This is a genomic window from Desulfovibrio cuneatus DSM 11391 (assembly GCF_000430005.1).
Classification (GTDB): Bacteria; Desulfobacterota; Desulfovibrionia; order Desulfovibrionales; family Desulfovibrionaceae; genus Frigididesulfovibrio; species Frigididesulfovibrio cuneatus.
This window is the reverse complement of record NZ_AUCY01000013.1, coordinates 49,810-70,856: the sequence shown is the minus strand read 5'-3', so window position 1 is coordinate 70,856 and position 21,047 is coordinate 49,810. Positions and strand designations below refer to the sequence as shown.

Annotated in this window: 15 protein-coding genes; 3 read left to right on the top strand and 12 right to left on the bottom strand. The window is 55.1% G+C overall.

Features of this window, described 5'->3' with window-relative positions:
• Positions 1-33: 33 nt before the first annotated feature.
• The 4 genes from G497_RS16465 to G497_RS16450 form a co-directional block, all read right to left on the bottom strand.
• The gene (locus G497_RS16465; protein ID WP_051257779.1) at positions 34-660 is read right to left on the bottom strand and encodes a hypothetical protein; all 627 of its coding nucleotides are present in this window, start codon (positions 658-660) and stop codon (positions 34-36) included.
• Positions 661-662: 2 nt separating this feature from the next.
• The gene (gene mltG / locus G497_RS20855; RefSeq protein ID WP_051257778.1) at positions 663-2,204 is read right to left on the bottom strand and encodes an endolytic transglycosylase MltG; all 1,542 of its coding nucleotides are present in this window, start codon (positions 2,202-2,204) and stop codon (positions 663-665) included.
• Positions 2,179-2,628 (bottom strand): Holliday junction resolvase RuvX, encoded by a 450-nt coding sequence (gene ruvX, locus G497_RS0103075; protein ID WP_027187045.1) that lies wholly within the window; start codon positions 2,626-2,628, stop codon positions 2,179-2,181. The genes mltG and ruvX overlap by 26 nt, the downstream gene beginning before the upstream one ends.
• A gap of 193 nt (positions 2,629-2,821) precedes the next feature.
• On the bottom strand, positions 2,822-6,496 hold the full coding sequence (locus tag G497_RS16450; protein ID WP_051257777.1) for an FAD-binding and (Fe-S)-binding domain-containing protein: 3,675 nt from the start codon (positions 6,494-6,496) through the stop codon (positions 2,822-2,824).
• Between the two features lie 488 nt (positions 6,497-6,984).
• Here G497_RS16450 and thiM point away from each other — a divergent pair, with 488 nt between their 5' ends.
• A complete protein-coding gene (thiM, locus tag G497_RS0103065; RefSeq protein WP_034636328.1) occupies positions 6,985-7,803 on the top strand; it encodes a hydroxyethylthiazole kinase in 819 nt (272 codons plus the stop codon).
• Between the two features lie 1,021 nt (positions 7,804-8,824).
• Here the strand turns inward: thiM and G497_RS20310 are convergent.
• The 8 genes from G497_RS20310 to G497_RS0103015 all read right to left on the bottom strand — a co-directional run bounded on the left by G497_RS20310 (position 8,825) and on the right by G497_RS0103015 (position 16,689).
• Entirely contained in the window at positions 8,825-8,998 is a 174-nt protein-coding gene (locus G497_RS20310) for a hypothetical protein (protein WP_027187043.1), read from the bottom strand.
• Positions 8,999-9,100: 102 nt separating this feature from the next.
• On the bottom strand, positions 9,101-9,844 hold the full coding sequence (locus tag G497_RS0103055; protein ID WP_027187042.1) for a methyltransferase domain-containing protein: 744 nt from the start codon (positions 9,842-9,844) through the stop codon (positions 9,101-9,103).
• A 473-nt stretch (positions 9,845-10,317) separates the two neighbouring features.
• Positions 10,318-11,067: an ABC transporter ATP-binding protein gene (locus G497_RS0103045; protein ID WP_051257776.1), complete on the bottom strand. Its 750-nt coding sequence runs from the start codon at positions 11,065-11,067 to the stop codon at positions 10,318-10,320.
• A gap of 194 nt (positions 11,068-11,261) precedes the next feature.
• A complete protein-coding gene (locus G497_RS0103040; protein ID WP_027187040.1) occupies positions 11,262-12,032 on the bottom strand; it encodes an ABC transporter ATP-binding protein in 771 nt (256 codons plus the stop codon).
• Positions 12,029-13,123 carry a branched-chain amino acid ABC transporter permease gene (locus tag G497_RS16445; RefSeq protein WP_051257775.1) on the bottom strand — a complete coding sequence of 365 codons (1,095 nt, stop codon included), beginning with the start codon at positions 13,121-13,123 and terminating at the stop codon, positions 12,029-12,031. Before G497_RS16445 ends, G497_RS0103040 begins: the two co-directional genes overlap by 4 nt.
• Entirely contained in the window at positions 13,120-14,025 is a 906-nt protein-coding gene (locus G497_RS0103030; RefSeq protein ID WP_027187039.1) for a branched-chain amino acid ABC transporter permease, read from the bottom strand. Before G497_RS0103030 ends, G497_RS16445 begins: the two co-directional genes overlap by 4 nt.
• Before the next feature lie 260 nt (positions 14,026-14,285).
• Positions 14,286-15,410: an ABC transporter substrate-binding protein gene (locus G497_RS0103020; RefSeq protein WP_027187038.1), complete on the bottom strand. Its 1,125-nt coding sequence runs from the start codon at positions 15,408-15,410 to the stop codon at positions 14,286-14,288.
• Between the two features lie 220 nt (positions 15,411-15,630).
• Complete coding sequence (locus tag G497_RS0103015) at positions 15,631-16,689, bottom strand: CNNM domain-containing protein (RefSeq protein ID WP_027187037.1); 1,059 nt, start codon at positions 16,687-16,689, stop codon at positions 15,631-15,633.
• 877 nt (positions 16,690-17,566) lie between these two features.
• Here G497_RS0103015 and G497_RS0103010 point away from each other — a divergent pair.
• Together G497_RS0103010 and G497_RS0103005 are read left to right on the top strand one after the other, a co-directional pair.
• A complete protein-coding gene (locus G497_RS0103010) occupies positions 17,567-18,934 on the top strand; it encodes a peptidase U32 family protein (RefSeq protein WP_051257774.1) in 1,368 nt (455 codons plus the stop codon).
• Positions 18,935-19,595: 661 nt separating this feature from the next.
• Positions 19,596-21,014 (top strand): DnaA/Hda family protein, encoded by a 1,419-nt coding sequence (locus tag G497_RS0103005; RefSeq protein ID WP_027187035.1) that lies wholly within the window; start codon positions 19,596-19,598, stop codon positions 21,012-21,014.
• Positions 21,015-21,047: the final 33 nt, after the last annotated feature.

The following is a 21,047-nucleotide window of genomic DNA, read 5'->3' as shown; positions in this document are numbered from 1 at the left end:
TGGGGGACAGCGTCCCCCAATGAAAAATCAACCCTATTTAGAAACTAAGCCCCAGTCTTCACACAGGCACGCAAACAGCCGTCGTACTTCTTCCGGTGTGGTACCCAGCAGGCGGCAAATACTCATGCTGTATTGCCCGGTTTGGGTCACCAGGCAGTGGGTTGGCACGAAATTGGTCAGGGAGTTGCCATGCACCCAGTTTGGGAACAACAGGCAGTACCAGGGGCGAACTTCCCTTGGCAGCACGCACCCTTCCTCCCCCAAAAAGACGCATTCCCCATTGTGGCGCACCGCAATATGAAAGTGCTTGCCTGGAACGGGGAACAGGGCTTCAAACCGGTGTCCATGGGCCGGGAACATGCGCCCCATGGAAGCTAAAAATTCCGGGCTATTGGCCACGCTTTGGCGTATGCAGTCTTCTTCCGGCTTCTGGCGTTCCAGGGTGGCATGGTCCAGCACCGTAAGGTGGGCATAGGGCTGCAACCGCTCCCATTCCTTTTGGGAAAGGGGAAAAAACAGGTGTGCCTCTTTACGGTCTGCCACACAGCAGGAATTACCCATGCGCGAACAGCGGGCGCACAGTTCAGCGGCTTGCGGCGCTGCCTGTTCAGCCGTTGAAGGGGCGTTCCCTGTGGTATGGGTGGGGGAATGTGCAGGCATGGTTACCTTCCCTGAGTTTTACGGTATGCCTGCACGGCCTGGCTGTGTTCTGCCAGATTCCGGCTAAAAACGTGACCGCCATCTGTACCGGTGGCAACAAAGTACAGATATTTATGGTTCCCAGGGGCCAGGGCCGCTTGCAAGGCCGCAAGGCCGGAAGAGCAAATGGGGCCAGGGGGCAGGCCTGGGTGCTGGTAGGTGTTGTAGGGGTTGTTCTTGTCCTGCAACTGGGAACGGCGAATGGGGCCACGAAATTCTTCCCCAATGCCGTAAGGAATAGTGGGGTCGCATTGCAACAGCATACCAATGCGCAGGCGGTTGGCATATACCCCCGCTACCACAGGGCGCTCCGCAGGAATGGCGGTTTCCTTTTCCACCAGGGAAGCCAAAATAAGCAGGTGGTGCAGGGCACTTTTTTCTATTTGTGAAGGATGCACCGGCTTTGGGGGCGCCATGGGGCGCGGCGCAGCTTTGGGCTGTTCTTTACTGTCTGCATCAGCCAGGGCCTTTTCAGGGGAAACTCCGTGCACTTGCTGCGGGGTTGTTTGGGCTTGGGCCGCAGCCTCTTCCGCGTCTTTGTCGGTATTTTCGCCAAATGCCCCTGCTGGCCCGGTGGCCGAAGTTGCGGTGCCGTTTGTCGCTCCTGCCTGGGTCGTTCCTGCGGCAGTAGTTTGCAAAGACCCCTGGGGCAGGGGGCTTTGGGCGGCGTCTTGGGCTATGTCTTGCGTGGCCTGTTGGGTGGCATTGGAAGCGCTTTCATTAATAGCCCCTTGCATGGCATCTGCCACAACGCTCACAGTCGCATTGGCCACTGCCGTGACCGCCTTGTTCACGGTGGATTTTGGCTGGGCAGGCACCTCAGAAGGTTCCCTGGCAGGCAATTGCGTCCACAAAGGTTTTGTTTTAGCCCAAAAGGTGTTCACCAAAAGGCTTGCCACAGCGCGGGCCTGGGCTTTGTCCATTTTTTTGGGTTTGCGCAGCAGGTACGTTTCCGGCCACAAAAACCCTTCTGCCGTGGCAAAGGGAATGTGGTGCTGGCGCAAAAATTCCGGGTCATGCAGCACTTCCTTGAAGTGTTCTGCCTTGGCAAAGCCCTGTTCTTCCACAGCATTAGCTGTTTCCCACAGGGTAAGGCCTTCACGCAGGCGCAGTTTGAACAAAAGAGGCTTACCCAAGGTAAGTTGGATAAGCACCTGTTCCGGCGTCCAGCCCGTGCTCACGCTAAATTCCCCGGCCTGAATTTTGCCCAGGCTTTTTTTATACTGGGCCAGCAGGCGGAAGCGGGGAACGTCCGTAATGACCCCGGCTTTTTTCAAATCCCAGGCCACACGGTCAAAAGTAGCCCCTTCATCAATGCTGATAATGACTTCTTGCGGGGTGAGGGAAGCCGGGGAGGTGAGAAAGCGGTAGGCGTCCAGGCCAACATACAGGGCGGCAGAAGCTACCAGGGCTACCAGCAACAGCAAAACGCGCAGCCACAGGCGGCGTTTTTTCAGCGGGGGCAGCCCCTTGACGGGTTCATGTATTGGGGGTGTTTGGCTCATAAAGTATGCGCTTATCAGGTGGCAAGGAAAGAAATGATTCCAGTATGATAACTGCGGCGGCCTGATCAAGCAGATGTTTAGTTTTTCGGGGGTCTTTGCCCAGCTCCCGCAGGCGTGCTTCTGCCTCGTGGGAACTGTGGGCCTCTTCTATCAGAAAAATTGGTAAAGGGCTACGGCGGTATAGGCGGCCAACCATGTTGCGCACCTGCCGGGTAGTTTCACTCTCTTCCCCATTGTTGCGCAAGGGCAAACCCACAACAAAGCCCTGCACGTTTTCCTTCTCCGCCACGGCAAGCAGCTCGGCAAAAAAAATATCTTTGCCGCGCATGGCAAGGGTGCTGTGCGGAAACGCCAGCGTGCCCGCCGCGCTCCCCACAGCCAGTCCCGTGCGCTTTTGCCCGTAGTCGATAGCTAAAAGTCTCATGGAATAAGCACCATTGTAAGAATTGCATTGGGGGACACTGTCCCCCATACCCCCTGCAAGGGGAATGATTCCCCTTGACCCCCATTAGCATTTAGCTTTCCGTAAAGCGGAAAGCTAAATGCTAATGGGGGGTTCCAAGAGCATCATGCCCTTGGCGGAGGGGGTTGGGGAGGCAGAACCTCCCCAATAATATTTACTCATCGGCGCTATCGTCGCGCTCTTCATCGTCGGCAGTGGGCGGCGGCACATGGCCCATATTCACCAGCCGGATACCGTCCTGCATTTTTGTCCCGCGCAGGGTGCGGCGTGTGGTGTGCTTCCAGGCTGGGCCGAACAGGGTTTCGGCCATCAGTTCCAGGGTGTGCAGCACGCGGCGCTTGGCCCCTTGGCCCATAAGGATGCGGGTAAGGCCCATTTTGCAGGAAGGGCAGCCCACCACAATGGGGGCATCTTCCGGCAGGGTAGCAAGTTCTGTGGCCAGCCGTTCAGACTTTTTGGCCCGAATTTTATTGTACAGTTCCGGGGTAGTAATGGCCCCCAGGCCCGATTCCCCGCAACAACCGGGGGAAAGGGTGGCCTTGTTGCCAAAAAAGGTGCCAATGGCCTTGGCGTATTGCCCGCCTGCCTTGATTTTATGCATCCCAGGGACTTCCGCGTGGCAAGGCGCGTGGTACAGCATGTGCCGTGGCACTTGTTGTGCGGCTTGTTCGGCCTGCCCTGCTTGTTCCATTCCATGCTGGGGGTGTGCTTCCTGCCACTGTGGCAGGGTGGGGTGGTGCTGCAACAGGAACCAGGCAACGTCGTTCACCGCCACCTTGTGCCCCTGAGCCGGGGGGAACACTTCAGGCACAAAGTGGCGTTCCATACCGTCGCGGCAGGAACCGCAGGAAGTAAGCACATACTCAATGCTAAAGCCTTTGTCTGCGGCTTTTTCCGCCAGCGCGCGTAGCGCCCGAATGTTGTTGTCCTGGTTCATGGCAAAAGCCTCGTGCGAACCTGAGGCCAGCAGGGGGTAGCCGCAACACAGGTGCTTTTCCGGCAATACCACGGCATACCCAGCCTGTACCAGCAAGGCAACTGCGGCAAGGCCAATGTGGCGGAAAAAGACGGAGCCGCCGCACCCGGGAAAGTAGAGAACAGTGCCTTGCACGGTGCCTTCGGGCACAAACAGGGTGCCTTCAGCCAAATGCAGTGTTTCCCCCAGGTTGCGGTAGCCGGGCTGGGGCCCGCGCCCAGCAAACATGGGGTTGGTAAACCGGCTGCGAACAGAGGCAGGCACCATGGGCAACAGGTTGTTTTGCACACGCTGCCCCACAGAAGCCAGCTTGCCCATAAGCGGAATGCGGGCAGAGGGGTTTTGGGCCACCATGCCCAGCACCCGCGACTTGATGGGGTGGCCGCCTTGGCCTTCATCTTCCAGGTAGCCGCGCATGCTTAAGGCCACTTCCTGCGAGGCAATTTTCACCGGGCAGGCTGTCATGCACTTGCCGCAGCCGGTGCAAAAGTCCATCAGGTGGCGCAGTTCAGCCATAAGGAAGGGGTCTACCTTGCCTGTGTTTACCTGGGAGTAGTAAATGGCTTCAATAAGTGCACCCAGAACCAGGTTTTTATTGCGCGGGTAGTAGGTTAGGCCAGCTTCCGGCGCATGCATGGGGCAGTGCTGCTTGCACTTGCCGCAGCGGGTGCACATTTGGATATTGGCCAGCAGGGAAATAAGGCGCTCTTTGTCTGCCAGACCGCTTTGCTGGATATCTTGAATAAGGCGGTTGAAGGAAAAAGTGAACGGGGCCACAGGCAGTTCACGCTGGGTAAGCTTTGCCGGGTTGAACACGTTGCGCGGGTCCACAAGGCGCTTGTATTCAATAAAAGCATTCATTTTTTCTTCAGTAAGGAAGGCAATTTTGGTAATGCCAATGCCGTGTTCCCCTGTTACTTCCCCGCCCAGTTCCTGGGCCTTGGCCATAACCAAATGGGCCACATGCTCCGCATTGGCCAGCATCACCGGGTCATTGGAGTTTACAGGAATGTTTACGTGGCAGTTGCCGTCGCCCGCGTGCATATGGCTGGCCACACTAATGCGGGTTTGCACCATATGGTCCGCAATTTCGGCAAACTTACCGGAAAGTGACGGGTAACTTTCGCTCAAGGAACGCAGGAACAGGGTGGCGTGCAGGAACAATTCTTCATCAGAAAGGTCTGCCATGTGCACTTCACCCTGAATAATGCGGGCAGCATAGGCCAGTTCCTGCGGAATGCGGTCATCTTCTTCCGGCAGGCCGGGCAGGTTGCCTGCGGCCTTCAGGGCGGTGCGGTAGGCCCGCGCGGCGTATTCAAGGTTCAGCCATTCCAGGTACAAGGCAAATTCCGGAATGCCCTGAATGGGAAGAACCACGTCTTCGTTAATTTTAAAGCCGGAAGTGCGCCGGGCAATCATGGAAAGTTTGTGCCTGTCTTCCCAGAAGTGTTCAGCTTCCTTGTCGTCTTTGGCCACAAAGGAATCCACACTGTCGTAGGATTCGCAAATTTGCACCACATGGCCCACCGCTTCATCAAGCGCGTCCTGGCTGTTGCTGTCCAGTTGCACAATAAGCACGGAAATGGGGTCGCCTTCATACTGGGTGGACTTGCGCTGGTAATCGATGGCCTGCACATACTTGATGTTAAAATCTTCCATGGCCGTAATTTTTACAAGGTCGCCCCGGCGGCGAATGTCGTTGCGCAGGGCCACAATGTCTGTCACCACCAGCACGGCGTTTTCCATGGAGCGGCCAAAAAATTCCAGCACCATAACCCGCTTGTACGGGAGCTGTTCATGCAAAATAAAGGTGGCGTCGGTAATCACGCCATCAGTGCCTTCCTTTTGCATTCCGGGCAGGCCCCCCAGGGCTTTGTTGGTCACGTCCTTGCCAAGGCCGGGGGTGCGAATGACAGAAGCAGGCAGGGTAACCACACTGCGCAGGCCACCGGAAAGGTCGCGCACTTCAAACACAGCGGTATCTTCCGGGGCAATGGCCCGGCGGGGGTGGTCCTTGCGGGTTACTTCAATCAGTTCCCCGGTGGGAAGCACCATGCGGTAAGAAAGCACGTTGTCAATGGTGGTGCCGTATTCAAAGCACAACGGCCCGCCAGCGTTTTCCGCAATGTTCCCCCCAATGCTGGAAGCCAGCTTGGAGGCAGGGTCTACGCTGAACAGCAGGTTGTGCTTGGCAGCCGCCAGGGTGGCGTCGTTGGTAATAACCCCGGCCTGCACGGTTATGGTACGTTCTTGGGGGTTTATTTCCGTAATTTTGTTCAGGCGGATAAGGGAAAGAATAACGCTGCGCTTGCGGGCAGGCACAGCCCCGCCTGTGGCACCGGAACCGCCCCCACGGGGCACCAGGGAAAACTGCATTTCATTGGCAAGGCGCACCACGGCCTGCACCTGTTCCGCCGTGGCCGGGGTTACCACCAAAAGGGGCAGCTCCAGGCGCAGGTCGGTAGAGTCGGTGGCATTATCCACCACGGCGTAGTTGCCTGTATCCACTGCTTCTTTGGGCAGCACCTGGGCAAGGCGGGCAATGATTTCTTTTTTGAAGGCCAAGTCGCTTTCATGGGCACTCCAGAACATGGTAATGCCTTCTTCCAGGCACGTGGCATAATGCAGGGCAAGACCGTGGCGGGAGGCAGCAAAACATTCACGCACGCTTTTACGCACCGTTTCCGGAGCAATAAAGGGGTTGTAACGTACCAGGAACAGCTCTGAGGCAATTTCCACAGTCAGTTTGCGCACCGCTTCAGGCCAGCGGGCAAATTCTTTTTCAGGAATATGCAGGATACGGGGAACGAGGCTTTCAGCGTCGATGGATATATGAGGCCCTTTGGAAAGCATTGGTGGTTCCTTTGTGCCATGCCCGGCACTGCCGGGGCCCATGCTGCCTGCGCAGAAGTTTTCCGCGTGGGGCAATGGGAGGCATGTTTTCCGCCAGTGTGGCGGGTCGTGCGCCATAGGTGGTATGTGCGCCCGGCATGAAGCCATGTGCGTTTTTCTTCCAGGGAAACGCTGATTTATTCCGTTTGGCTGCGTTGCTGCATTTTTTTGAAACAGTCGAGGACAGAAGAGTCCACTCCTGCTTCAAAAAAAGCTTGCGCCTTGCCAAACGAAATAACTACACGTTTCCAAAATACCAATTACTCAGCGGTTCCCTAGCTCTTGCCCTTTTGCACCGTAACAATGCCCGAAGGGGTGTTTACGCATTGAGGCAAACAGGGAATATAAGCCCTAGCGTTTCGCTTGACAAGGGCTTCTCTTTCTCCTTTACTTGGGGGAAACGCTGATTTCCGTTCATGAACTCCCCATACACCAAAAAGGAGCACACTATGAGTTGCGGTCTTGTAGGGCTTGTGGGTGAACAGCTTGCCAAAGTGCGGGCTGCCGCGCCCTTAGTACATAACATAACGAATTTTGTGGTCATGCAGCACACAGCCAATGCCCTGCTGGCCCTGGGGGCTTCCCCGGTTATGGCCCATGCCCAGGAAGAGGTTGAAGAAATTGCCGGCATTGCTTCTGCCCTGGTGCTGAACATTGGCACCCTTTCCCCTGCCTGGGTGGCGGCCATGCACCTGGCCCTCAAAACAGCCCAAAGCCGGGGCATTCCTGTTGTTATTGACCCTGTGGGGGCCGGGGCCAGCCGTTACCGTACCCACACCGCTTTGGAACTGCTGCGGGCTGCCAAAGGGTGCCTGCTACGGGGGAATGCTTCAGAAGTGCTGGCCCTTGCCGGAGAAGGGGGGACTACCCGCGGGGTAGACAGCACCGCCCTTTCCCACAGTGCCCTTGGGGCCGCGCGGGTGCTGGCAGCCCGGCATGACTGCACCGTGTGCATTAGTGGCGTGGTAGATATTATTGTGCAACCCGGCGGCGGGGTATTCCAGGTGGAAGGGGGCCACCCCCTGATGTGCCGGGTAACCGGCATGGGGTGTACAGCTTCTGCCCTGGCAGGGGCGTTTGCCGCCACAGCCGCAGACGGCAGCCTTGCCGCCATGAGTGCCATGGCGGTTATGGCAGCAGCGGGGAGCATAGCGGCCCGTAAGGCCGATGGGCCAGGGACGTTTGTACCGCATTTTCTGGACGCGCTGTATGGGTTGAAGGCTGCTGATGTAGCAAGGCTGGTGCGGGTTGTGGCTGCGGCGGGGTAAGTTGTTGGAAGAAGGGGACTGCGGTGTTTCATGCGGCGTGCCGCCGCCCCAGCTTGTGTTTTTTGTTTAGTTTGCCGCTCCGCTAGGGTCAGGGGGCCCTTGTGCGGCCCCCTGACAACCCCACACCCACGGGGTTGCACCCCGTGACCCGCTAGGTTACGGCCCGCGCTCAAAATGTTTGCTACGCTAACTCGCTGCGCTCGTGACGCCCGCAAACATATTCGCGCGGGGAAACCGCTGTGCCAAGCTAGAGCGATATGAGTTTCGGCTAGCTTGCCGTAATAATATGCTGCGCCGCACAGGGTAACTGGCGAATCAAAGGAAAGTGGCTATCAAAAAACCGCACATCGTATGGGTAAGCGGGCGCAACAAAGCGCGCTTACATTGGTGGAGCTATGGGTACGCTCGTCTATTGAAGGATGGGGGAGTTCATTAGCGTTGCTACAAAGGGTAATCACTATAGCGAAGGGAAGCGGTGAGATTACCACCACTCTTTGTATGAGTGAGTGGGCTTTTCTCAGATGATGAAAGTGCAGTAAAAAATAGTGCCATACAAGGCTGTGTCATTCAAAAATCAAGGCGGCGTTTCGCCGCACCGTACAGATAATTTTTCGATTCTCCCCCGTCTTATGTGCGCTTTGTTGCGCCCCTCTGCTCATGCGAAGTGCGTTACGTTTTTGTGCCGCTTGCTGCCAGTGTAGCAATTGCCTTATGTGGCAAAGCCTGTGGGGAAAGTTGTCTGTCATACACTGTCTCACTCTCACTTGGCACGGTGCCCTCCCGCGCGAATATATTTGTGCAGCGTACGAGTCTTCGAGTGAGCGAAACAAATCTACTGAGCGCGAGCCGTAACCTAAACGGGGTCTTGGGGCAGAGCCCCAAGCGCCTGGGGTTGTTAGGGGGCCGGGCGAAGGCCCCCTGACCCTAGCGGAGCGGATGAATAAAGTGAAAAGAGCAATGGTGTGGCGCTTGCGCCGCACAGCCTCCCGCCTACCCCCTGCAAATAATCCAGTACTCCACCTTACTTCCCTCGCCGCTTATTCTCCAGCCGTTGCATGGTCAGCCCGGCCAGCAGGCCAGCAATCATCCCCACGCCCACTGCCATGAACATGCTTTCACTTACGCCCATAAGGGCGCTAAACGCGCCAAGTGAGCCACCAATAAGTATACCACGGGTAATGCGGCTTGCGCCCATGCTCTTCTCCTTTCCTGAATGCGCCAGTGAACAAACGGTACTGTGCCGCCTTGCCGCACAGCATACTCTGAAAAACAACCGTCAACACAGCTTGTGCCGCAGTTATTCTGCGGAAGAAATAGCTGTGTCAATGCACACAGGCATCATTGTGCCTGTGGCCATGGGGGCAAAGTCTACCCGCAGCCCGGCAAACGCCCCCAGGGGCAAGGGGGAAACAAGGGCAATGTCTTTTTTCAGGCTGTAAGGCCACACGTTGCCAGGGCCATACAGTACGGAGGCAAATGTCATTGTCCGTGCCCCAAACGCCTGGGTGGCCAAGGAACGAACGTGCCTTGGCAATGCCCATTGTGGTGGGCTAGGCAGAGGCGTGCGGCGCTTCTGCCCAAACAGGGTTTCAAGCCAGAACAGGGAAAGTTTGTTGGCAAAAAGCAAAATGCAGCCGCCGCAACTGACCCGGCCAATTTCACCCAGAACAGCAAGCGGGTCGGGCCAGTATTCAATGCCGGAAATAGCCACGGTAAAATCGAAGGAGCGGTCTTCAAAGGGTAAATGGTCTGGAGCAGCCAGCACGCAAGGCAAATGCTTTTTGTTTTGCTCGCACAGGCGGTTGTACTGTGTGGGGTCGTCTTCCTGGCACGTTACAGTAAAGCCGCAGTCGTACAACAGCTCAGGGAATGCGCTTCTGCCAGCGTGCATTACCAAGACAGAACGTGACCGCCGGGGCCAGCCGGAAAGTAAATGGCGCAGCAGCATAAGCCTGGCCTTCAAGGCCACTTCCCCTTGCGGGGAAAATGCCCATTGCAGATATTGCTTGCGCAGTGCGCGGTATTGTTTCACGGAGGTCATTGGCACAATCTCCTGTGTGGCCCACAATAAATAGCCACCCTCTCGCCCACACTATGGGCACGGCAAGGGCAATGGGCCTTTTGCCTGTATGCGCAGCATAGCATAGGCAGGCAAAAAGCAACAGGGGCTAAGGAAACGCTGATTTATTCCGTTTGGCAACTTTCTTCCGCTCGGGCTGCGTTGAGATGAACAGCCAGCAAAGCTGTCTATTCCCTCCGCCCTCGCTCCACGGCTCGCTACGCTCGCGACTGCCGTCGGCTATAATGAAACTGCACCGACAGAAGAGCTGACTCGGCTCTCCGTGGGCTTATTTCTGCAGAATTGACACTCCCTCCAAGCGGATATAGGAAACGCTCAGTTATTTCGTTTGGCAAGGCGCGATGTTTTTTTTGAAGAGCGGGCTGGGCTCTTCTGCCCTGCCCCTCTTCAAAAAAAGCAAGCAACGCCGCCAAACGGAATAAATGAGCGTTTCCCTAGTCGCGTTGGCCGCCAAGGTACGCATTCTGCACTTCCGGGTTGGCCAGCAGGTTGGGGGCGGTGTCTTCCAGCACAACCTTGCCTACTTCCAGCACATAGCCCCTGTCTGCCAGCTTCAGGGCAGCACGGGCGTTTTGTTCTACCAGAATAACGGTCATGCCCGTTTTGTTAATGGCCTTGATGGTGTCAAAAATAAACTGCACCAGAATGGGGGCCAGGCCAAGGGAGGGTTCGTCCAGCAGCAGCACGCGGGGGCACCCCATAAGGGCACGCCCAATGGCCAGCATTTGCTGTTCCCCGCCGGAAAGGGTGCCAGCAAGCTGGCTGGCCCGCTCTTCCAGCCGGGGGAATAGCTCAAAAATCCATTGCAGATTTTTGGCGGCTTCATCGGCATTTTTGCGGGTGTATGCCCCCAGTTGCAGGTTTTCCAGCACGCTCATGGTGCCAAACACCCGCCGCCCTTCCGGCGACTGGGTAATGCCGCGCTGCACAATAACGTGGGGGGGCAGGGTGTGCAGGGCTTCCCCCTGGAACAGAATTTCCCCATGGGTTGGGCGCAACAGGCCGCTAATGGACATGAGGGTGGTGGTTTTGCCTGCGCCGTTGGCACCCAGAATGGTGACAATTTCACCCTGATTCACAGTAATATTGATGGAATGCAACGCTTCCACACTGCCATAGCTCACGCGCAGGTCGCGCAAGGTCAGGTACGGGGTGGCGGTGGCTTCTGTGATGCTGTTGGACATGCGATATTCCTTGAATGTTATTGGGGGACGCTGTCCCCCACCCCCCCTGCAAGGGACGTGACGCCCCTTGACCCCCATTTGCGTTTACGTTCCCGCGCAGCGGAAACGTAAACGCTGATGTGGGGTTCCAAGGGCATCATGCCCTTGGCGGAGGGGTTTGGGGAGGCAGAGCCGCCCCAAAAATCAGCGTTTCCTTAGTCTAATTCTTCTGAACCAAGATACGCCTTAATTACCAGTGGGTTGGCCTTTATTTCTGCCGGGGTGCCTTCAGCAATCACAGCGCCGTATTCCAGCACCACCAGCTTTTCGCACACCTGCATGACCAAGTGCATGTCGTGTTCAATAAGGAGCACGGCAATGCCCCGGCTGCGAATGGCCTGAATAAGGCCAATAAGGTCGGCGGTTTCCTGGTCGTTCATGCCCCCTGCTGGCTCATCCAGAATAAGAAAGCGCGGCTCTGTGGCAAGGGCGCGGGCCACTTCCAGCAGGCGCTGGTTGCCGTAGGAAAGGTTTTTGGCCAGGTTTGCATACTGGTCGTCCAGGCCCACAAAAGCCAGTTCCCGCATGGCTTTTTCAATGGCGGAACGCTCTTCCCGGCGCTGGGCCGGGGTGTGGAACATGGAGGCAAGCACCCCGGCCCGCATGCGGCAATGGCACCCTGCCAGCACGTTTTCCAGCACTGTCATTTCCGGGAACAGGCGAATGGTCTGGAAGGTACGGGCAATGCCCTTGCTGACAATTTCATGGGTGGGGGTTTTGGTAATGTCGTGCCGGGCAAAAATAACGTTGCCTGAATCGGGCCGGTAGTTGCCTGTTATCAGGTTAAATACCGTGGTTTTGCCCGCCCCGTTGGGGCCAATAAGCCCCACAATGGACTTTTCCGCCACGTTGAAGGAAACACCCGCCACGGCAGTGAGCCCGCCAAAGCTTTTAATGAGGTTGTTCAGGGAAAGCAGGTTGTTCATGCTGCGCCCCCTGTGCCTTTTTGTGGGGCAGGCGGTGTGGTGGTGTCTGTGGCAGGTTCTGGGGCAGGCGGCGCAAGCTTTTGGGTACCAATGGCGCAAGCGTATTTACCCACCTGCTTTGCCGCGTTATACACCCTGCGGCGCAGGGGTAAAATACCTTGCGGGCGTACAATCATCATTACCATCATGGCAAGGCCGAACACCAGCATGCGGGCGTCTGCCAGTTCACGGAACAGTTCCGGCAGGCCAATAAGCAAAAAGGCCCCCAGAATAACGCCGGGAATGCTGCCAGCCCCGCCCAAAATAACAATGGCGAACAGCAGCACCGATTCGGAAAAGGAAAAGGCCACCGGGGAAATAAACTTCATTTTAGTGGCATACAGGGTGCCTGCCATGCCCGCCCAAAACGCCCCCACCACAAAGGCCACAAGCTTGTAATGGGTGGTGTTTATGCCACTGCCGGAAGCGGCGAGCTCGTCGTGCTTAATGTAATACAGGGCGCGGCCAAAGCGAGAATTTTCCAGCATACGGAACAGCAGCACCGTAAAGGCCACAAACCCCCAGATGAGATAGAAAAAGTGCTCCGGGCTGACAAGGCGAAAGCCGAACAGTTCTGGCCGGGCAATGCCTGCAATGCCGTTGGCCCCGCCTGTCATGCCAAACACATCATTCATCAGGGAAATACGCACAATTTCCACAATGCCAATGGTCACCACCAGCAGGTAGTCGCCCCGCAATTTCAAAATGGGGCGCGTGACGAGGTAGGCAAAAAAAGCGGCAATGGCCCCGGCAAGGGGCAGGGTGTATAAAATGGGCACCCCGTACACGGTGTTTAAAATGGCGGTGGTGTAAGCCCCCATGGCGTAAAAGGCCCCGTGCCCCATGTTGAACAGCCCGGCCTGCCCCAGAATAATGTTCAGGGAAAGGCCCAGCAGGGCATACAGGCCAATGTCGTTAAGCACGCCAATGTGGTAGCGCCCGCCGCCTTCAAGCCCGGCACTGCCCAGCACCGGGGGCAGCAGGGCCATGCACAGGAAAAAGATGGCACCGGAAACAGGCAAAAACAACCGATTACTGGTGATGCTGCTCATATTTTATCCGCTACTCTTTCGCCTAAAAGGCCAGTGGGGCGTACAATAAGAATGAGGATAAGCACCAAAAAGGCGAAGGCGTCTTTCCAGCCCACGGCAAAGTAGGCTGTGCCCAGGGCTTCAATAACCCCCAGCAGCAGGCCCCCCAGCATGGCACCGGGAATGTTGCCAATGCCCCCAAGAATGGCGGCAATAAAGGCTTTCAGTCCATAGTTCAGGCCCATGTCGTGGGTAATTTGCCCGTAATACAGGCCCACCATTACCCCGGCAGCACCGCCAAGGGCAGGGCCAATAAGGAATACCAGGGAGATGATGCGGTTCACATCAATGCCCACCAGTTTTGCCGCGCCCTGGTCAATGGCAACAGCCCGAATGGCTGCCCCCACCCGGGTGCGGTTAATAAACCAGAACAGCAGGAACATGAGCGCCAAAGAAGAGCTGAACAGCAGCACGCGGGTAAAGGGAATTTCCACCCCCATGAGCATGAAGGAAGCCGTGGGCAGCAGGCGCACCGGGTACACCTGCGGGCGTGCGCCATACAGCAGCATCATGGCGTTTTGCAAAAATATGGAAGCCCCAAGGGCGGAAACCACAGCAGAGAGCCTGTCGGAATTGCGCAGGGGGCGGTAGGCGGCGCGTTCCAGCATAACGCCCACAAGGCCCACAAAAATAAGGGCCATAAGCACCAAAAGCCCTGCCCCGGCAAGCCCACCAATAACGCCGGAAAGGCCGAAGGAGGCAAGCAGGGTAAAGCCAAGGTAGGCCCCCAGGGTGAACAGGTCGCCATGGGCAAAGTTAATAAGCCGGAGCACACCGTACACCATGGTGTAGCCCAGGGCGATAAGGGCATAAATACCCCCCACCGCAAGGCCGTTGGTGAGCTGCTGTAAAAATTCTTCCATAACCATTCCTAACAAAAGTAAATTTTATTGGGGGACGCTGTCCCCCAACCCCTGCAAGGGGAATGATTCCCCTTGACCCCCCATTTACGTTTACTTTCCCGCTACGCGGGGAAGTAAACGGTGATGCGGGTTCCAAGGGCATCATGCCCTTGGCGGAGGGGGGTGGGGAGGCAGAGCCTCCCCATTCAAAAGGGGTTGCTCCAGCAGGCCAAAGAGGTTTTGGCATGCTGGAGCAATAAATGCAAGCAGAGCGGTATGAACTATTTCAAGACAAACCTGCCCTGGTTATCCACTTCATACAGGCGGTAAAGGTCGCCTACGCGGTCGCCTTTGGCGTCAAAGGAAATTTTACCTGTGAGGCCGTCATAGTCTTTCAGCTTTGTGTGCAGGAAAGCGGAAACATCTGCGGGCTTGGTGCCCACATTTTTAATGGCTTCTGCCAGCACGTTGAAGGCATCGCCCGCCACCACAGACCAGATGGAACTTGGGGGTGCGCCGTGCTTGGCAATGTAGGCTTCCAGAAAGTTTTTGGCGATGGGGGTGTTCAGGTCGCCGGGCATGGGCGGGGAAATGAAGCGGTAGCCTGCGGCAGCTTCAACACCTGCAATTTTCACAAGGTCAATGTTGTTGGCACCGTCGCCGCCCACCAGGGGCACTTTCCACTTGCTTTCATGCATTTGGCGCAGCAGCATGCCCGCTTCCGGGTAATACCCGGTGAAAAAGATCACGTCGGGGTTTACGCCTTTCAGCTTGGTGAGAATGGCAGTGTAATCGCGCTCGCCGGGTTGCAGGGCATCAAAAAACACCAGGGAAAGGCCCTTGTCTTTTTCAATTTCTGCCTTGGCTTCCTGGGCAAGGCCCTTGGCGTAAGCAGAGTTGTCGTGCAGCACGGCAATTTTTTTAAACCCAAGGCTGTTCAGGGTGGCAACAGCCACGCGGCCCTGTTCGTCGTCGCGCGGGCAGGTGCGGAAAAAGTTGGGCAGCTTTTTAGTGGTAAGGCGCACGGAAGTGGACCCTGTGGCAATTTGCACAGCACCTGCTTCATCATAAATATCTTGTGAAGCTTCGGTCACGGCTGAGCCATAGGTGCCAATAACCAGGTTCACACCCTTGGAAACAAGGCGGTTTGCGGCGTTGGCGGCGGTGCGTGGTTCGCTGCCGTCATCTTCCACCACAATTTCCACAGGGGTGCCGTTAATGCCCCCTTTCTTGTTCAGCTCTTCGGCAAGCAGTTCCACCATGGCGCGCATGTCTTTGCCTTCACTGGCAAAAGCACCGGTAATGGGGGCCATAAGGCCTATTTTGATGGTGCTTGCACTGTGGGCCGTGGGCACGGCAAGGGCCAGGCTGAGTAACACCGTAATGCTGGAAAGAAAGCGCTTCATGTGGACCTCCGGATAGCTTTGGTTGGCAAGACTTTACTGATTTATGGGGAAAATAGCAAACGGGGGGTGGGGGGGAGTATATTTGTAAGAGGGGGGCTTACTAGTTTTGTGCGGCGTGCCGCCCCTTCCGTTTTGGTAAGAGGTGGAAACACGAAGTATTTTGCGGTGTGCCGCTGCGCCAGCTTGTAGTTTCTTTTATTTCATTTCATCCGCTCCGCTCTTATCCTCTCCCTAAACCATCCCCTTTCCCCTTCCACTTTTCCTTGGCATGCGCCTGCAAATCCACCACCGTATCGGTTTCATCCACAATTTCTTCCCCAAGCAACGTCTCAAACACATCTTCCATGGTTACCAGCCCAAGGGTGCTGCCATATTCATCCCCCACCAGGGCAAGGTGTTCCCGGCCTTCAATAAAGGTATGGAACAGGCTGAAAATAGTGCAGTCTTCCAGCACAAAAATCAAATTCCTCTTTATGCTGCTAAGCTGTGTATCTTCTTTACCATCCACTATCAGTTCCAGAATTTCGTCTTTCAGGGCATAGCCCACAATGGAATCGCTGCTGGCTGATTCCAGCAAAGGCACGCGGGAATATGTCAGGCGTTCCTGGGTATCATAAAATTCACGGCAGGTAAGCGTTTGTGGCACGCACAGCAGCACGGGCCGGGGGGTCATCACATCCTTGGCTGTCAATTCTTTAAATTTGAGCAGGTTGTGAATGTAGTCTGCTTCCATTTCATCCAGCTTGCCTTCAGCCTCACCAATTTCTGTCATGGCCAAAAGGTCTGCCCGTGAAAAGACACTCCCGCTGTTTTTGGCCTTGAACAGGTTGGTAACCAGTTGGCACAGCCACACAAGGGGGGCCAGCACCCGCATAAGAATGAACAGGGCATTCACCGTGAACGGCACCAAAGCCCGCCAGTTTTTGGCTGCCAGGGTTTTGGGAATAACTTCCCCCAGCAACAATATAAGAATGGTCATGCTGGCAGGCACCACAAGGCCGGAAATGGTGGGGTAAGAATCGCCCCAAAGGCCCATTGCTGTGCGCCCCACCGCAATAGCACCCACCGTGTTAGCAATGGTGTTCATGGTGAGCAGGGCTGCCAGGGGTTTTTCAATATTCTGGTTGAACTGCTGTAAAATTTGCCCGGTGCGTGTACCTTCTCTTTGAGCAATTTGCATATAGGCCGGGCTAATGCTGAGCAACACTGCCTCCCACATGGAACACAGAAACGAGGCAACAAGGGTGCCTAATACGTACATAACAAGCTCTGTATACATGGGCCTGCTGCCACACGGGCGGGTTAAGGAAACGCTGATTTATTCCGTTTGGCGACTTTCTTCTGCTTGGGCTTCGTTAAAATGAACAGCCAGCAAAGCTGTCTGTTCCCTCCGCCCTCGCTCCACGGCTCGCTACGCTCGCGACTGCCGTTGGCTTTACGTGTTTTTTGAAACAGTCGAGGACAGAAGAGTTGACTCGGCCCGTCCTCGGCCTTCGGCTCCCGCCCTGCGGGCGGTTCCCAATTCCGCTTTCCTGCGGAATTGTCACTCCTGCTTCAAAAAAAGCTTGCGCACAGAGCCTGTGTCCCCGACCTTGCCAAACGAAATAACTGCGCGTTTCCATGATGCGAGTTAATGAGAGCACTTCAAAAATAGACTTTCCCGCAAATAATGCATGACCCCAAGGGAAAATGCAACCTAACCTCAATGGTGAGTACGTGCATATTTGAATTCCCTCTCATTCATAAAAATAAATAATAACAGTTCAGTATAAAGTTACGCACACGTTTTCTACCGTGTTATGCACAATACACAGCCCCTTGCCAATACTTTCCAGTGGCTGTGGAAATGGCTCTTCTCACATGGAAATGGGAAAGAACACCAACTCACATTTTCTATTTAAGTAAATAATATTAGTATAATATAAAGTTATGCACATTTTTTTGCACAATGAAGAAACAATAAAGTAACTCACTACAAACATGTTATGCACACACTTACGCACAATTTTTTTTCAGGGACAAATGGTTGTGCCCGCAGCCGCACTAAAAGCACCTTGCCCTGACCTGTGAAACGTGGGAGAACAGCACACGCCCTTGCGTTATGCACATTTCAAAACCATACAAAAAAACATACTATATCAGCAAAATAGCAAGTTATGCACACTATTAGCAACATACATACGCACACTGTACTGCCCCTGCCGGAACTGCTGGCCCCTGCCGGCAACATGGAAAAATTCCGCACAGCCCTTTTATACGGCGCAAGCGCTGTATACCTTGGGGGCACCGCCTTGAACCTGCGGGCCGCTGCCAATGGCTTTACCATGGCAGAATTGCAAGAAGCTGTGACCCTTGCCAATGCCAGCAATGCCAAGGTGTATTACACCCTTAACGCCATGCCCATGCAGGAACAACTGGCCGCCTTGCCCGGCGTTATTGAACAGGCCGCCCACGCCGGGGTACATGCCTTTATTATTGCAGACCCCGGCGTGCTGCGCCTTGCCCGCACCTATGCCCCTGGTGTGCCCATTCACCTTTCCACCCAGGCCAACACGGTGAATAGTGAAAGCGCCCTGTTCTGGGCCGATTGCGGCGTTACACGGGTGAACCTTGCGCGGGAGCTGACCTGCCGCAATATTCATACCCTAGCCAAAGCAGTAACAGGCAGAATGGAACTGGAAGTGTTTGTGCACGGGGCCATGTGCCTTGCGGTTTCCGGCAAGTGCCTGCTTTCCGCCTGGCTGAACAACCGCCCGGCAAACCTTGGCCAATGCACACACCCCTGCCGCTTTGAATACAAGGCGCTGCACACAGGTGGCTGCGCAGGCCATTGCAGCCCACAGCACACATACGAACAAAGCCACCCCATGGCGGAAGAACCACAACCCTTTGTGACAGTTGCGGAAAAAACACGCCCAAATGAAGCCTTGTGGACGGTGGATGAAAATGAAGGCTATGCCAGCATCTGGTCACCACACGACCTGTGCCTGTTGCCTTACCTGCCATGGTTTGTGCGCCAAAGGGTACATACCCTGAAAATTGAAGGCAGAGTAAAAGGGGCAACCTATGTAGCCCACGTGGTGGACGCCTATAAAACAGCCCTGCTGGCAGCCCATGCAGCCGTTACCACGGGTGCCCCTTTTGTGGCTCAGCCCTTTATGGCAGAACTGGCCTACACCGCCAGCCGCCCTTTAAGCACAGGCTTTTTTGTGCCAGGTGAACGCAAACAGTTTCCCGCCACCGGGGAAGGTGCCCTGGAAAAACCCATTGCTGCCCGCGTGCTGGAAGAAACCAGCCCCGGCACATTTGCTCTAGAACTGAAAGGCACCCTCAGCACCACTACGCCCCTTGAATTTATGCTGCCCGGCATGCAGCGCCCAGAGTTCCAGCCCGGTACGTTTGCCCTGGAAAACAGCAAAGGAGAACGGGTGGCAGCCCTGCATTCCGGCACCAAGGGAGTGTTGCACTGCCCGTGTGCTAATGTTCCTCAGGGTGTTTTTGTGCGTACCGGAGCATTCAAATAATATAGTTATCCTGAACAATGGCCCGGAGAATGCACCCTTGCTTCTACCAATTTGAAATTATTCATAATACTCACAACAGTGCTTTTGGCCCAAGGGAAGGGCACTTTTTTTCACCATGCTCATTTTCACTCTCACCCTGTACACAATAACTAACAGCCAACAGACAAATTTAAGTTATGTTGGCTATCCCCATGCTATTTAACGATAATTTTAAATAATACAATACATAATCTTCTTCCTAAATCTTCACAGCCTGCGTTGTTGTATCTTGCCCCCATTTGTGGTATGATTTTTCTTTAATTCGCAAGGCATGAACGGGTATTGCCAAAGGCCATACCATTTGCCCCGTGTGCATTGAAATACACTCTGGTGAATGCTCATTTTTCCCGCAAAGGACTGCTGCCTTGCTTTCCCGGAAAGCACTGATTGAATAACTTTTGGGGAACCGCTCAGTTTTTTGTTTGGCAAGGCACGAGCTTTTTTTGAAGTTGAAGTGACAATTCCACTTTCCTGCGGAATTGGGAACCGCCCGCAGGGCGGAAGCCGAAGGTCTAGGACAGGCCGAGTCAACTCTTTCTTCCTCGACTGCTTCAAAAAAAGTGAAGTAACGCTGCCAAACGGAAAAATCTGCGTTTCCCTATCCTGGATTTTCCCACTACGTATGACTGCTACCATTCTGAAAAAAAAAATGCGTGACCACCTTGCCCTGTTCTTTCAAGAACAGGCACTTGCCCAATGGTTTGACCCATTGCTGCTTTCCCTGGACACGGAAAACAAGGAACTGCGGGTTTCCTTCCCACATTCTTTTTTCGGGCGCTGGTTTCAGGAATGTATTCGCCCCCAGTTTGAACAGCACGCCGTAGCGGTTATTGCCCCCTTGCACCTTGCCTATGAAGGACAAAATGGCAGCACAGAAGTAAGGGAAAGTACCCAGATACAGCACACAGAAAAAACCAACCAAAAAGCAGGGGAACCGGAAATAACCACCCCCCGTGGGCAAGGCGCAGTTCATTCCGCCCCGGTTACCGGGGAAGAAGGCCAACAACCCGCCCTTTTTGTGGCAGGGCGCATACCCCTGCAAGACCACACCTTTGCTTCTTTTTTGGTCAACAAGAAAAACGACTTTCCCCTGGCAGCCGCCAAAGAAGCGGTTACCAACATCCGCAAGCCCCAATACACCCCTTTTGTGGTGTTCGGGCATAGCGGTTCCGGCAAAACACACCTGCTGGAAGCCATGATAAATGCCATTACCAACGCCTATTCTTCCTTACAGATGTTTTATGGCGACGCAGAAGAATTCATGGCCTTTGCCAAAGCCAATGCAGGGTTAAACACCCCTGGGGGCATTCAAGGGTATTTTATTGACGATGCACAGCGCCTTTTTGATGCCGGAGCCAGCCTGCAAAAACAGGCTGCCAGCTACCTGGACACGCTGTACCGCCACAACAAGGCGGTTACCCTGTGCATGGACGCTTCCCCTGCCGGGCGGGAAAGTATTTTACCCCAGTTGCGCCAGCGCCTTACCAGCGGCCTTGTGGTAAAACTGAAAAAGCCGGATGTGCACGTACGCCGCCTGTATGTGCAGCAAATGAACACTGAATTTCACCTGGGTCTTACCAAAGGGCAAGCCCTTTCCCTGGCCCAGAACGTTACTGATTTTCGCACCATTATCGGCACCCTTACCCGCATTAAGGCTTACAAGCTGCTGGTGGGGGATGAAACCCCCGATATTGAACACATCATAAGCACCCTTGGCTCACAAAACTGCCTTACGCCGCAGGGTATTGTGCGCTGTGTAGCGGAATATTGCGGAACAACGGAACAGCAGGTAACAGGCACGGCCCGCACCCAAAGCGCTTGCACAGCACGGCATTATGCCATGTATTTGTGCCGGGAACTGCTGGGGTTTTCTCTGGTGCAGGTAGGCCGTTTTTTTGGTGGCCGCGACCACTCTTCAGTGGTGTACAGCATTAAAAAAATCAAATCATTACTAGCAAGTAACAATGTTACGCACAATGAGTTGTCAACATTGAAGCAAATGTGCCTTACTCGAGCAGGGGAAATGCAAGAAGACGGGTAACGCACATAGGAACAATGGGAGTGTTCCTGTAAT

Coding starts and splice junctions, on each gene's coding strand:
- G497_RS16465 (WP_051257779.1), bottom strand. CDS start 660: ATGCCTGCACATTCCCCCACCCATACCACAGGGAACGCCCCTTCAACG.
- mltG (WP_051257778.1), bottom strand. CDS start 2,204: ATGAGCCAAACACCCCCAATACATGAACCCGTCAAGGGGCTGCCCCCG.
- ruvX (WP_027187045.1), bottom strand. CDS start 2,628: ATGAGACTTTTAGCTATCGACTACGGGCAAAAGCGCACGGGACTGGCT.
- G497_RS16450 (WP_051257777.1), bottom strand. CDS start 6,496: ATGCTTTCCAAAGGGCCTCATATATCCATCGACGCTGAAAGCCTCGTT.
- thiM (WP_034636328.1), top strand. CDS start 6,985: ATGAGTTGCGGTCTTGTAGGGCTTGTGGGTGAACAGCTTGCCAAAGTG.
- G497_RS20310 (WP_027187043.1), bottom strand. CDS start 8,998: ATGGGCGCAAGCCGCATTACCCGTGGTATACTTATTGGTGGCTCACTT.
- G497_RS0103055 (WP_027187042.1), bottom strand. CDS start 9,844: ATGACCTCCGTGAAACAATACCGCGCACTGCGCAAGCAATATCTGCAA.
- G497_RS0103045 (WP_051257776.1), bottom strand. CDS start 11,067: ATGTCCAACAGCATCACAGAAGCCACCGCCACCCCGTACCTGACCTTG.
- G497_RS0103040 (WP_027187040.1), bottom strand. CDS start 12,032: ATGAACAACCTGCTTTCCCTGAACAACCTCATTAAAAGCTTTGGCGGG.
- G497_RS16445 (WP_051257775.1), bottom strand. CDS start 13,123: ATGAGCAGCATCACCAGTAATCGGTTGTTTTTGCCTGTTTCCGGTGCC.
- G497_RS0103030 (WP_027187039.1), bottom strand. CDS start 14,025: ATGGAAGAATTTTTACAGCAGCTCACCAACGGCCTTGCGGTGGGGGGT.
- G497_RS0103020 (WP_027187038.1), bottom strand. CDS start 15,410: ATGAAGCGCTTTCTTTCCAGCATTACGGTGTTACTCAGCCTGGCCCTT.
- G497_RS0103015 (WP_027187037.1), bottom strand. CDS start 16,689: ATGTATACAGAGCTTGTTATGTACGTATTAGGCACCCTTGTTGCCTCG.
- G497_RS0103010 (WP_051257774.1), top strand. CDS start 17,567: ATGCACACTATTAGCAACATACATACGCACACTGTACTGCCCCTGCCG.
- G497_RS0103005 (WP_027187035.1), top strand. CDS start 19,596: ATGACTGCTACCATTCTGAAAAAAAAAATGCGTGACCACCTTGCCCTG.